The following is a 13574-nucleotide window of genomic DNA, read 5'->3' on the forward strand; positions in this document are numbered from 1 at the left end:
TCCCCCTCTTGTCTCTCTGGATCTCCTGAATCTCCGGAATTGCACCCTCTCATGAACCCCTGAGCTTCAGTTCTCTGTATAAGCCAATTTATATAAGATTGCCGTCAGTACTTCGAGTCCCGCAGTCAGCTCTTCCGGTGACGTATATTCATCAGGAGAATGGCTAACCCCTCCCCGGCTGGGCACGAATATCATTGCCGACGGGCAGCGCGGCGCGAACAGCTGGGCATCATGCCCTGCCCCGCTGACCATGCTCCGGTACGATCGCCCCTGCTCCAGGCAGATTTGTTCCAGCAGCGTGCACAACCCGGCATCCATTGGTGCAGGAGTGGTGGCCAACTGAGGCAGCACTTCCAGAATCAGGCCTCGCCTGCCGGCAATGTCTGCGAATTCATCAAGAATTCCTGAGCAAAAGCGCTCCAGCCTCAAGGCTTCGCTATGCCGGATATCCAGTGTGAACTGCACTTCGCCCGGAATGACATTCGGCGTCCCCGGATAGACTTCCAGCCTGCCCGATGTAGCCACCAGCGGATCTCCTTCCGCCAGAGCGGCACGCTCCAGCGCCAGCAGCATTTCTGCGCTGCCTGCCAGCGCATCCTGCCTCAGCCCCATCGGCGTTGTTCCGGCATGATTGGCCGTTCCGCACACCTTGACCTTGCATCTCTGCTGACCGGCGATCGCCTGCACCACACCGATCTCCCGGGATGACCGTTCCAGAATAATACCCTGTTCAATATGCAGCTCCACGTAGGCGGCAATATCACTGCGGACCGGACTGTGTCCGAAGACAGCGTCTCCGCTCTCAGAAGTATTATACGAGCCGGTTCCCGAGGCTTCAAGGCTGCCGCCCAGACCGCAGGCAGCCATCGCTGCCGCGAGCGTTACCCCTTCGGCATCAGCACAGCTCTCACGTTCACTTCCGTCATACAGCCCTGTAACATTGCCCGAACCCCAGAACGTTAACGGAAAGCGGCTGCCCTCCTCTTCACAAAAGGACACAACCTCCAGCGACCGCAGCGGCTGGCCGAAGGTCCTCTGCAGATAATGCAGTGCAGTTACAGCAGCAGCTACTCCGTAAGCACCGTCATAACGTCCGCCGCTCACCACCGTATCGATATGTGAGCCGGTTAAGATGACTTTATCTTCCACCTCTGATCCGGCCAGCTTGCCGTATACATTTCCGACCTCATCCGTTCTGACCTCAAGACCGAGTCCAGACATTCTCTCTTGCAAAAAATGCTGAACCCGGTACCACTCCGGCGTGTACAGCAGCCGGGTAACCCCCTGGCCGGGAGCACTGAAGGCTGCGAGTTCATCCAGCAGCTTCAGCATCTCTCCGGCCGGGACATGCCGGACCGGCAGCTTCATCGGGCCGGCCGGCGGCTGGAGATCCGCAGCCATTCACCGCCATCCGCTGCAACAATGCCTTCTCCGGCTGTATAAACCACATTGCCGCGGGAGAGGGTTGCCGTTACCTTGCAGGATAAGGTCATACCGGCATAAGGACTATGCTTGTGGCGGTAATATAAATCCTCCGCCTGAAGGGTATAATTCGCATTCGGATCAAGCAGCACCAGATCGGCATCCAGCCCCGGAGCGATGGAGCCTTTGCGCTGCTCCAGTCCGAAACGCCGGGCAGGCAGCTCCGACAACAGCGCTGAAATCTGAGTGACCCGGAGGCCGCGCACCCGCACCCCCTCATGGAACATCAGCTCCAGACTGCTCTGCGCCCCTGATATTCCTCCCCAGGCTTCAAAAAAAGACAAGCCGGGCGCCAGCTTCAATTCCGCCGGACATGGGGAATGATCAGAAGCAATCAGATCCACCAGGCCCGCAGCCACCGCATCCCACAGACGTTCCCGCTCCCCGCTGCTGCGCAGCGGCGGAGCACATTTCGCCAGCGGCCCCAGCTCCTCCATGCTGTCCTCGTTCAGAATCAGATAATGAGGGCAGGTCTCCGCTGTAACATCCAGCCCCCGCTTCTTCGCCTCGTGAATCAGCTCCAAGGCTGCGGAGGTGCTGATATGCACGAAATGCAGCCGGCAGCCGGTCCGTTCACTATATAGCAGTGCCCGTGCAACAGCCTCAAGCTCTGCTTCGGGCGGGCGGGAAGCGGCGAAATCACGCGCAGTGCTCCGCCCCTCGCGGAGTGCAGCTGCTCCGAGCGCCGAGGTCATCTCTTCACTCTCCGCATGCAGGGCGAGAATGCCGCCGATTGCGGCGATGCGGACCATCCCCTGATACAGGGTGTCGTCATCCACCTCGCGGAACCGGCCTTCGCCTTCACCGCCGGGATTCGAGATAAACGCCTTGAAGCCGGTAACACCTGCCGCCGCCAGCTCCTCCAGGTCCTCCAGATTGCCGGGCACGAGTCCGCCCCACAGCACATAATCCACCGCCGAATTCCCGGCTGCAGCTTCTGTCTTCAAGCGGAGTGCTTCTATATTTACAGTCGGCGGATTACCATTCAGCGGCATATCCGCATAACAGGTACAGCCTCCAGCAGCAAGGGAAGCCGATCCGCTGCGGAAGCCTTCCCAATGGCCGAACGCCGGCTCATTGAAATGAACATGCATATCAATCATGCCGGGGAGCACATATTGTCCTGCTGCATCAATTATTGTAGTGGCAGGTGAGCCGTGCAGCGCTTCGCCCAGGGCAGCGATTCTGCCGTCCTTCACACCGATATCCAGCTTACGGACTTCTCCAGGGAGTACAACATCCCCATTCCTGATAATAAGCTCATAGGATTCCTCCATGTAACGGTCACCTCCGGTCTAGTGGTATTCGTAATGGTATTCGTATTTGTATTTGTATAGGTACGTTTAACTGCCTCGGTATGTGCTGTATCCTCCCGGTGCAACCAGCAGCGGCACATGATAATGCTCTGCCGGGTCCGTAATGCTGAAGCGGATCGGGATATGCTCAAGAAACATGCTGCCGGTCCCGCTTGCCGGTTCACTGCCAGCACCCGCCTGAGCACCCCTGAAGTAATCACCAGCCATGAAGAGCAGCTCGTAGCTTCCGGCCAGCAATGCTTCCCCTGCCAGCAGGGGAGCGTCCAGCCTGCCGTCACTGTTCGTGACAGCCTCGCATAACAGTGAGGGCATTCCCTCACCGAAACTCCAAAGCTGTAGCGACATGCCCGCTGCAGGCTTCCCTTGCGACAGGTCCAGCACATGAGTCGTTAACCGCCCGCTCATGACAGGTACCCTCCAGTCCTGCTGCATCTATTGATGCAGCGGACTTCCGGTTCCGGCAGAAGCATTTCTGGGTTATTTCCCCCGCACAGATTGCCGCACTTTTTGCCTATTTTTTTGTTCATTCTTCGCACCATACTAAGGATTAAGCCGCTGGTTCCGGTCATGAACGATACCTCCTGCTGATTTGTTAGAAGCAAGTATGCTGTAATGTGCGGATCGGATGAGGCCACTTGCATTGTACCCTATTCCTCCGCCAGCAGATCCTCCAGCCGGAAACGGGTAATCTTGCCGATTTCCTGCAGCGCCTGATCCCATTCTTCCTGCAAGCTTCGGTCCACCCGCTCACGGATGGCCTTAATGATGTCATCTTTATTTTTGCCGCGCACAGCCAGAATGAACGGGAACTGGAATTTATCAGTATAGGCGGCATTCAGCTTCGTAAGCTGCTTGAATTCCTCCGGTGTCAGCCGGTCCAGCCCGGCCCCCTGCTGCTCTGCCGCCGATAGCGGAGTGACCTGCAGCCTTGTTGCCAGATCAGGGTGGGCTCGGAGCAGCGCAAGTACCTGGCTACGATCCGCCTTCCGTGCCGTTTCCACCATAGTGTCATGCAACTGCTGCACCGATTCAAACGGACGCTCACTGTAGGCGCCTTCCGCAACCCAGGGCGAATGTTCGAATATACCACCAAGGCTCTCTACAAATTCCGGTTGTTCCATGCTGTTGATCTGTTCCAGTGTCACAATATCCGCAGGTGTATTCAATGGCTCATCCTCCATCCATCTAATTTGCATAGTTTAAATTCAAACATTATTTAGGGTAAAAAAAGCCCATTTCCGCATTCAAGCCATCTACTTAGCCATCAGCACCTGAAGTGCCGATCTCTTAGTGATTTAAGATGTCCGAACTGCATGAAATGGACCATACCGGTATTACTCTGAAATCCGTGTGATATTCCTTCCTGTTCGCATATACTTACTATCTTATATTGTACCTTCTATGCAGCATTCAGCAACTCAGAACCGCTGTTCACGAACATAAGGGGTTCCCAGCGATTCCGGCGTGCCGGAAGGCTTGTTGCGGTTGCGGTATCCGAGATACATCAGGACGAGAATCGTAACGACATAAGGAATCATTTTGAGGAAATACGACGGCACCACACTGCCCAGCAGCTGTATGCGGAAGCCCAGGGAATCGAGTGCCCCGAAGAAGTATGCGCAGAAGAGCGCACGCAGCGGATTCCATCTGGCAAAAATCACCAGACCGACGGCGATCCAGCCCCGGCCGGCCGTAAGGCCTTCATTCCAGGTCGGTGCATAGGCCAGCACCATATCTGCCCCGGCAAGACCAATCAGTGCAGCTCCGGCTGTAACGTAGCTATAGCGGATCAGCTGTACACGGATGCCCATGACGTCCGCAGTAGCCGGATTGTCTCCGACTGCCCGCAGATGCAGGCCCCAGGAGGTATGATGAATCAGCAAATGCAGCACGAGAACAAGTAGCAGGCTGAACCAGGTCAGATAATCCATCCGGCCAAAAATATCCCCGATCACCGGAACCGACTTCAGCGCCCCCAGATCCAGCTTGGGTGAGGTGCCGGGAAGCGGAATGCCGCTGATGGACTTACCTAGATAGGCGCTGAGTCCGCTGCCGAACAGCGTCATGGCAAGCCCTGACATGGTCTGGTTCGCCCGGAGGGTAACTGTAAGGAAGGAATGCACCATACCCAGAAGCGCAGTAATGGCTACAGCCGCGAGCAGGGCAAGGATCAGGTTCCCGCTGCGGATGTAGACGATACAGGTCGTCACCGCCCCCATCAGCATCAGCCCTTCCGCACCGAGCTGAATGATGCCGGCCCGTTCGGTCAGAATGCCTCCCAGTGTAGCCAGCAGCAGCGGTGTTCCGGCGGATATGGCGGCTATTAATAACTGTGTAGTGAAATCCATGAGTAAACTCCCTTCTCTAAGCGAATGCTGTTATGCGCTCCGGCGGATGCGGAAACGGTGAATCATGTCGCCGGCAATCAGGAAGAACAGGATCGCACCCTGCAGCATTTCCGATATGGACGAAGGCAGTCCGATGGTCTGTACACTATAGCCGCCGACGATCAGTCCGCCGAACAGAATGGAGGTGACAATAAGACCCAGCGGGTTCAGCTTGGCAAGCCAAGCCACGATGATTGCCGTATAGCCATAACCGGGTGATATCCCCTGCATCAGCTTATGTGTAACCCCCGAGACCTCAGCCATGCCGGCAATACCGGCAAGGCCGCCGCTAATCAGCATGACGATAATGATATGCTTCTTGATATGAATCCCCGCGTAGCGGGCAGCTGTAGGATTGGCACCGATCAGGCGCAGCTCATAGCCCCAGCGGGTGAATTTGATCATCAGATAATAGATAAGGACGGCCACCAGCCCGAAGATCAGCCCGATATGCAGCCGTGTGCTTCCCAGGACAGGCAGTGACTGAGCAGCGGTGAACATAGGTGAACCCGGGAAGTTGAAGCCCTTCGGGTCCTTCCACGGTCCGAAGACCACATAGTCCAGAGCCAGCAGAGCCACGTAGTTCAGCATCAGCGAGGTAATCAGCTCATTGACACCGAAATGCGTCCGCGGAACTGCGGTCATCAGACCCCACAATGCCCCGGCCGCCGTACCGAAGACCAGCATCAGTGTGATCGACCAGAACGAAGACAGATCAGGGAAATAAATCGTCACCGCTGTAGCCGCCATAGCCCCTACAGTCAGCTGGCCCTCCGCACCGATGTTCCAGACGGAAATCCGGTAAGCCACCGCGATACCAAGTCCGCATAGCAATAGCGGAATGGCTTTTACCATGGTTTCTGTGAAGCCGTAGGAGGTCCCGAAGGCTCCGCGGAACATTTTTTCGTATACAACAATCGGGCTCATGCCATTGGCGGCAATGAACACCGCACAGAGCAGCAGCGCCAGAATAACAGACAGAACAGGCGTCCACCACGGTGAACGGGTACGGCTTGAATCGTATTCAAGCCTGAGGGAGTACCATTTCCCGCTTTTCCCCGGTGAGGGCTCCAGCACTGTAGAATTGCTTCCAGTATTCGGACTCATACGGCGCTCCCCTCCATGTTCCGGATTCCGGCCATCATCAGTCCGATTTGTTCCCGGTCCGCATGCTCATGATCGCTTTCCCCTATGATTGAACCGTTGTATATGACCAGAATGCGGTCAGACAATTGCAGCAGCTCATCGAGATCCTCGGAGATCAGCAGTACGCCGCTGCCGGAGCTCCGCAGCTCCATCAGCAGCTCGTGGACACCAGCCGTCGCGCCGACATCCAGCCCCTGGGTCGGATGAACGGCAACCATCAGCTTCGGCTGGTGGCTGACCTCGCGGGCGAACAGCAGCTTCTGCTGATTGCCGCCCGACATCTGCTGCACCGGGGTATCCAGCTCCGGTGTCTTCACATTGAAGCGGCGGACCAGCTCCTGTGACCAGGAACGGTTCTTCGCAGCCTTCAGGAAGCCGAATCTGGAATGCTCCTCACTGCGGTAAGACTTGAACAGCAGATTATCGACCGAACCGAGACGTCCGGCCAGACCGCTCTTCATCCGGTTCTCCGGCACATGCGAGATTCCCGAGTCGATGGCGCCTCTTACCGAGGCTGTTTTTACAGGACTGCCGTCAAAAATAATCTCGCCGGTCTTCCACGTTCTAAGCCCGGTCAGCACCTCGGCCAGCTCCTTCTGCCCGTTGCCGGCGACACCGGCCACCCCTACGATCTCGCCTTCACGTACGGTGAGCGACAAGGCATCGAGTGCCTTGCGTCCATGATCGGCAGCAACATCCAGCTCCTTAACAACCAGCAGGGGTTCACCTGCAGTAGCCTCGCGCTCCTGACGGGTGATCGTCACTTCTCTGCCCACCATCAGCCGGGCCAGCTCCAGCTCATCCGTCTTTGCCGTCTCCAGAGTGGCAATCATTTTCCCTTTGCGCATCACCGAGATCCGGTCTGAGGAAGCCATGACTTCCTTCATTTTATGAGTCGTCATGATTACCGTCTTCCCCGTCTGCTTCATCACCTTGAGGGTTTCAAACAGCTGCTCCGCCTCTCCCGGTGTCAGCACCGAGGTCGGCTCATCGAGAATAATAATGTCTGCACCGCGGTATAGGGTTTTGACAATTTCAACACGCTGCTGTTCACCGACAGACAACTGCCAGATCGGCCGGTCAACCGGAAATTTAAGTCCAAACCGTTCTCCGAGCGCCTCAATCTCTTCATGTTTATGCTTGATCCACTTGCTGCCACGCCAGAAAGACGACTTTTCGCCAAGCACGATGTTCTCCGCTGCCGTGAGACTTTGCACCAGTCTGAAGTTCTGAAATACCATGCCTACCCCGAGGAGTGCCGCATCTTTCGGAGAACGGATTTTGGCTGGTTTGCCGTGAATGAGGATCTCCCCCGCATCCGCCCTGTACACACCTGACAGCATACTCATGACTGTGCTTTTCCCTGCTCCGTTCTCACCAAGCAGCGCGTGAATCTCACCCGCATTTGCCGAAAAATCGACTTGATCGCTGGCCGTTACAGAACCGAACTTTTTCACTATCCCGCGCATTTCAACTGAATGGTCCTGCATTGTGGGAAGCTCCTTTCCTTTATAGTTGTAGTACGGGTGGGGAAGATTCCGACATACGGAACCCGCCCCACCCATAAGGCCGTGCTGTATTCAGTTCAAAGCTGCCATTATTGCGGGATGGTACCTTCAACACCCTTAACCAGCCAGTTCATGGAAAGCACTTCTTCAAGCGTCAGCTTTTGGCCGTCTTGAACCACTACATTTCCTTGGTTGTCCGAGATCGGGCCGGTGAATACATCCAGCTCTCCGCTGATGATTTTGGCTTTGGCTTCTTCCACCAGTTGCTTCACATCATCCGGAACCTTGTTGCCGAACGGCGCAAGCTCAACCATACCATCAGCCATATCGCCGGAGTATTGCTCGCTCTTCCAGGTTCCATCCATAACGGATTGAACGGCTTTTACGTAATAAGGGCCCCAGTTCCATACAGGGTTGGTCAAATAGTTGTCCGGCGCATATTTGCTCATGTCAGAGTCATTTCCTCCGGCAAAAGCTCCGCGTTCTGCAGCAGCCTGCAGCGTAGCCGGTGAATCCTGGTAAGCCAGCAGAACATCTGCACCTTTATCCAGCAGGCTGATTGCCGCCTGACGTTCAGTAGCAGGGTCATACCAGGTGTTGGTCCATACTACATCCACTTTGACATCAGGGTTTACACTTTGTGCTCCCAGGGTAAAAGCATTTAGGTTATAAATAACTTCGCTGATCGGGAAGGCTCCAACATAACCAAGATGATTCTTCGTCGTCATTTTGCCTGCCGCGATACCGGACAGATAACTTGCCTGATAGTTTTTGCCGAAATAAGTCCCCATGTTATCGGCTGTTTTGTAACCGGAGGCATGAAGGAACTTCACATTAGGGAATTTGCCGGCTACGTTCAAGGTGAAATCCATATATCCGAAGCTTGTGGTGAAGACAATGTCATGATTCTGGGCGAGTTCTGTAATGATGCGTTCCGCATCGGCGCTTTCCGGTACATTTTCCACGAAATCCGCTTTAATGCCCAGTTCCTTCTCCATGTACAGACGGCCTTGATCATGCTGATACGTATACCCGCCGTCACCCGGAGGCCCGATGTAGACAAAAGCAACCGTCGGCTTCTCTGCTGCCGGCTCTGCTGTTGCTGCTGCCTCGGTGGCTGCTGCATTCGTTGCCGCAGGCGCCTCAGTGGCCGCCGCGTTCGTGTTCGATACCGTATTGTTGTTGCCGCACCCCGTCAGAACCACCGCTAACAGGAACATGGTTACCAGGCTGAATTTAAATCCCTGACCCCTTCTTTTCATAATTCTCCTCCTCCAGGATATCTCTTCTAATGGCTCTAGCCATTAATGTATCTCTACTATACTGAGACACGGCAGTTACGTAAATTTATATAACATAGCTTTGTGTCATTTTATAAGAATTGCTATCGTTTTTGTGTTTTGTGCACTAGAGTACCTTGAATTATGCTTAAAATATGTGATATTCCCTAACATAATTTTGGAAAATAGCAATTTCTCTGTCAGATGTCCCTTGGCGCACTCCATTCCCTGCGAATCTCCCCAAAGCTGACCGGCAGCTCCGCATCCATGAAATCCCGGCCGGAATCACTCTGCAGCATCATTCCCTTATAGCCTGGAGAATGAAAAACAACCGATAACCCCCTATCACTGTCCAGTGCCTGAAGCTCCGGAAACACAGATTTCGCGAACAACACAGGGGGATTCACCATGCCTTCAGTTATGCTTGCCACATAGTCGAGACCGGGATTCCGCTCAAAGGCATCCGTCAGCCGGTTCACCAGCGCCGCAGGAATAAACGGCTGATCCGCCAGAGCGATGACAACGGCATCAGGCTGTAGAGATGATATGGCATTCAATCCGCACCGGAGAGAGAAGGACAGCCCTAAATGAGCCGTCAGGCAGGTCTCCGTGCGCCTGCTGCTCCGGGAACTGGCGGGAGGCATCCATTTTAGAGGATCATCTGCCCGGACCACCACAATCAGCGGATCAAGACCGCACCGCTCCAGCTCACTTAGCGTGGCTGCTCCCGCCATTATTCCACCCGGCTGCTTCAGAGAACCACTTCCAGTTGCTGCTTCCTTGCTCCGGCTTGCCGCCAGATAGATTCCGGCTACTCTCATGTGCACTCCACTCCTTCCGTTAATTTGCAGAGGCATACTACAGCTATTCACGTTCCAGCATTCTGCGGAACAGGAATACCAGCTTCAGCCTCATGAGATCATTGATTTTTTTGAAATCGACATCGAGCAGCTCACTAAGCTTCTCAATGCGGTAAGTGGCGGTATTGCGGTGAATAAACAGCTTCTTCGCAGTTTCATTCACATGGCCGTCATTATCCAGATAGACCTCCAGCGTATGGAGCATTTCCTTGACGTATTCCGGTTCACGGCTGAGCAGACCGCGCAGACTGCCGCTGCAGTATCTCTCCATCGTCTCCGCCGGGATCTGGTTCAGCAACAGATGGAGCTCAAGCTGCCGGTAATGCACCACATTTCCATGTGCCCCCCATTGCTGGACCATCCCCATACATTCCTTAATCTCGGCAAAAGCTTCCTTCAGCCCTTCCGGCTTCACCTTCACCCCGCTGACGGCAGCCCGCGGATAATAACCTTTATCAAACTTCAGATTGTGAAAACATTCATTAATCAGCTCCCGGAACTGCTCCGGAGCTAGCGGTCCTGCCGGATAGAGGGAGAGCAATCCCTCTTCCATTATCAAATGAACCGCCTGCAGCCCATGCAGCACCGGATGCTCCAGATACTCCTCCTTCAGCCGCAGCAGCTCCGCCTGCCTTGCTTCTCCGGCAGCAGCCACATCGGTAAGCAGAAACTGGAACGGGGCTTGCAGCAGCAATACATCCAGCTTAAGCGCCGCCTGGGACAGCTCGGCACACGACAGCCCGCCGTTCAGACAACGCCGCAGCAGCCCGCTGAATTCCCGGTGCTCGGGATGCTCGAAATAATCCTCAAACCCGGTATGGATATGATATGAAATAAGTTCAGCACCCTGGATAAACAAGCTTTCCTCGACCGGCAGCAGCAATGGATCAATCCTGCAGTACAGAAGATAACCCGAGCATTTCTCGCCTTGCATCAGAGGAATCCGGTATCCCGAGCATTCGCCCATGCGGAAGCGCTGATTCCGGTTCAGCCAAGGCCAGCCCTCCAGCAGCTGGCTGTCGGAATAACCGGAGTTATTGAAGACCGCAGCGCCCCGGACGCTGATCACCGCCAGCGGATAGCCGATAACCTCAGAGACTGATTCGAGCAGCGGACGGCTGCGCCCGGAACGCAGGGCGAAGCGCATCAGCTTGCGCTGCTTCTCCATAATGCTCTGCAGCACACTTGTGCTGCGCGAGAGTTCGGCGCGGAACAAACCGTTCATCTGATCGGAGAAGGTGAACTGGAACGGCAGCTCAATCAGCGGGAAATTCAGCGTTTCCGCTTCGGCAATCAACTCCTCCGGCACCGCATCCCAGAAGCGGCCCAGCTTGATGCCAAGACCTGCCGATCCGCGGCGGTTCAGCGTCTGCAGCAGTGCCGAGGCATCCTCGAGACTGTCTTTGATCAGATAGGCGGTAGTCAGCAGCATTTCCCCTTCTTTGATCCAATCTGAGATATCCGGGGCATCCATTACGTTGATGGATTTGACAATCCTGTGCTTCCCCTTGGAGCCTGCAATGAGTTTAGCTTCAGATAAAGGATAAATGGACAACGCTTCTTCAACCGTAAGATGCATGCCATCCCTCCTTCTATAATTTCATCTTCTTTAAATCTTCTTCAGTGTTACTTTATGTAACATTATAGATAAAATGACCCTTCATGGAAAGAGAAAAGTGAAAATATAAACTGAGAATGTCAGGTAATATTACGTATGTCACAGAATTTTAACGATTGGTTGCTGGAGGATAATTAAATCTTTCCTTATTGTCAATTCAATAAATCCTCAAGCACAGGTTCTAATCTGACGCAAAAAATAGAAAAAGCCCCGATTCTCCTCGTCGGGAGAGCTAGGGCTTGCTGTGTGCAAGTGCGATGTTAAGAGGGATGATCAGCTGCTGTGCGCAGTGCGATGTTAAGAGGGATAATCAGCTGCTCTGCGCAGTAGCTGGCGTCCTTCAGATCCGGCGGCAATAAGCACCGGTTTGGCCCCCCCGGAGAGGGATGAACCGATAGCCGTAAAGCGTTCCGGACTGGAGGGCCCTTATTGAGGCGAATTATAGCCTTTCAACAGGTTATGCGGACTCAGATTCCGTTATTAAGCTCATTTCCCCTCATTTCAGGCTTCAATGAACAAGATAACGGCTCCTGAGTCCGCAACCGGCAGAATAACAGGTTTTCGGGCAAAATAGGGTCTTCTGAGTCCGATTCACTCTGCAGCTGCCCGTTTGCTTAAGTATCGTACACATGGTCAGCACATTTTTCTTATTCCTCATTTACTCTCTTACTCTCTTACTCTCTTACTCTCTTCCCAGTACTCAGCGTATCACTGCTTCCATACTTCCTGCACCCATGCTAGGAGTTGGAGGTCCTGCCCATACCCGCCAATAATGGACAGTCCAAGCGGCAGATCACCGGGTCCCGCCACCGGCAGCGTTACCTGCGGCAGCCCGGCCAGTCCGGCAATGCAGCTGAGCATCATGGCACCGCTCCGGTTCAGCTCCAACTGCGCGGGATCTCCGCCACGCAGCGGCGCCGGGCCGGGCACGGTCGGAATGACGAGGCAGCCGTCATTCCCGAGCAGCCCCCGCAGCCGCTCCGTGAACTCCCTCTGCAAGGAGCGGGCCCCGCTGTGGTCCGCTCCGGCCAGCCCCGCCGCCCAAGTGAACCGGGCGGCAATATCCGGTCCGAAGACCGGCCGCTCCTGCTCAATCCACGCTCCATGCGTTGACCAGATCTGGGCACCCTGCAGTTCACGGAAGACATCCATCCATGTCTTCAAGCCTTCCGGGGCAATCTCCATTTCGGCAGTCTGCAATGTGGAACCTGTCTGAAGCCTATTCAGCCCCAGCTTCAGATAGCGGCCGTACTCCTGACCGGCTAATGACCAGCATTCCGGCGGGATGAACATCCGGGACAGCCTGTGCACATTGGTTTGCTTGCCGGTTTGAGCACCCGTTTGCTTGTCCTTTTGGATCTCACCAGGCTGATCCGTCACCCTCACGGGCTGTCCCAAGAGCACCTCACCAGCTTTCACCAGCAGCTCCGCGCTGCCCGCCATCCATCCCACCGTATCAAAACCCGGTGCCAGCGGAATCACACCTTCCATATCCACTGCTCCATGGGTAGGGCGAAAGCCGTATACCCCGCAATATGCCGAAGGGACACGGATTGATCCTCCGGTGTCCGTGCCCAAGGCGAAGTCCACACTGCCGGAAGCTACCGCCACCGCAGAGCCGCTGGAAGATCCGCCGGGAATCCGGTCCTCCCCGTGCGGATTCACCGGTGTGCCGTAGTGATAGTTCTCGCCGCCCAGGCTGTACATCAGCTCATCCGTATGAGCTGCCCCGCGCAGCGCAGCTCCGGCTTGCAGCAGCCTGCTCACTGCCGGTGCGTGGGCAGCCGCAGGCTCATGGCTGCGCAGCCAGTCCGGGTTGCCGGCGGATGAACGGTGTCCGGCTACCGCGAATACATCTTTAACGGTGAAGCTTAAGTCATGCAGAGTCCCGTGTCCGCTGCCGGGAACCGCAAGCTCCGGAACTCTGAACGCACCGTAATGATTATGTAGAGCCATGCTGTTCCCACCTTTCTTCCC

Annotated in this window: 11 protein-coding genes; all 11 read right to left on the minus strand. The window is 55.2% G+C overall.

Features of this window, described 5'->3' with window-relative positions; genetic code table 11:
- Nucleotides 1-66 precede the first annotated feature (66 nt).
- Nucleotides 67-1401, minus strand: a complete 1335-nt coding sequence (locus tag MKX70_RS31945; protein ID WP_340841541.1) for a Zn-dependent hydrolase — start codon at nucleotides 1399-1401, stop codon at nucleotides 67-69.
- Entirely contained in the window at nucleotides 1365-2759 is a 1395-nt protein-coding gene (locus MKX70_RS31950; RefSeq protein WP_042233446.1) for an allantoinase, read from the minus strand. The genes MKX70_RS31945 and MKX70_RS31950 overlap by 37 nt, the downstream gene beginning before the upstream one ends.
- A gap of 66 nt (nucleotides 2760-2825) precedes the next feature.
- Nucleotides 2826-3203 carry a hydroxyisourate hydrolase gene (gene uraH, locus MKX70_RS31955; RefSeq protein WP_042233444.1) on the minus strand — a complete coding sequence of 126 codons (378 nt, stop codon included), beginning with the start codon at nucleotides 3201-3203 and terminating at the stop codon, nucleotides 2826-2828.
- A 242-nt stretch (nucleotides 3204-3445) separates the two neighbouring features.
- On the minus strand, nucleotides 3446-3964 hold the full coding sequence (gene uraD, locus MKX70_RS31960) for a 2-oxo-4-hydroxy-4-carboxy-5-ureidoimidazoline decarboxylase (protein WP_340789562.1): 519 nt from the start codon (nucleotides 3962-3964) through the stop codon (nucleotides 3446-3448).
- 252 nt (nucleotides 3965-4216) lie between these two features.
- Nucleotides 4217-5146: an ABC transporter permease gene (locus tag MKX70_RS31965; protein WP_039301426.1), complete on the minus strand. Its 930-nt coding sequence runs from the start codon at nucleotides 5144-5146 to the stop codon at nucleotides 4217-4219.
- Between the two features lie 30 nt (nucleotides 5147-5176).
- Nucleotides 5177-6292: an ABC transporter permease gene (locus MKX70_RS31970; protein WP_156122992.1), complete on the minus strand. Its 1116-nt coding sequence runs from the start codon at nucleotides 6290-6292 to the stop codon at nucleotides 5177-5179.
- On the minus strand, nucleotides 6289-7821 hold the full coding sequence (locus MKX70_RS31975; protein ID WP_340789566.1) for an ABC transporter ATP-binding protein: 1533 nt from the start codon (nucleotides 7819-7821) through the stop codon (nucleotides 6289-6291). The genes MKX70_RS31970 and MKX70_RS31975 overlap by 4 nt, the downstream gene beginning before the upstream one ends.
- Before the next feature lie 107 nt (nucleotides 7822-7928).
- On the minus strand, nucleotides 7929-9101 hold the full coding sequence (locus MKX70_RS31980; protein WP_340841542.1) for a BMP family ABC transporter substrate-binding protein: 1173 nt from the start codon (nucleotides 9099-9101) through the stop codon (nucleotides 7929-7931).
- Between the two features lie 218 nt (nucleotides 9102-9319).
- On the minus strand, nucleotides 9320-9940 hold the full coding sequence (locus MKX70_RS31985; protein ID WP_340841543.1) for an NTP transferase domain-containing protein: 621 nt from the start codon (nucleotides 9938-9940) through the stop codon (nucleotides 9320-9322).
- Nucleotides 9941-9983: 43 nt separating this feature from the next.
- Nucleotides 9984-11558, minus strand: coding sequence for a PucR family transcriptional regulator (locus tag MKX70_RS31990; protein ID WP_340841544.1), 1575 nt, complete (start codon nucleotides 11556-11558; stop codon nucleotides 9984-9986).
- A gap of 747 nt (nucleotides 11559-12305) precedes the next feature.
- Complete coding sequence (locus MKX70_RS31995; RefSeq protein WP_340841545.1) at nucleotides 12306-13553, minus strand: amidase family protein; 1248 nt, start codon at nucleotides 13551-13553, stop codon at nucleotides 12306-12308.
- Between the last annotated feature and the right edge of the window lie 21 nt (nucleotides 13554-13574).

The sequence above is a fragment of the Paenibacillus sp. FSL R7-0312 genome (assembly GCF_038004445.1).
Taxonomy (GTDB): Bacteria; Bacillota; Bacilli; order Paenibacillales; family Paenibacillaceae; genus Paenibacillus_AQ.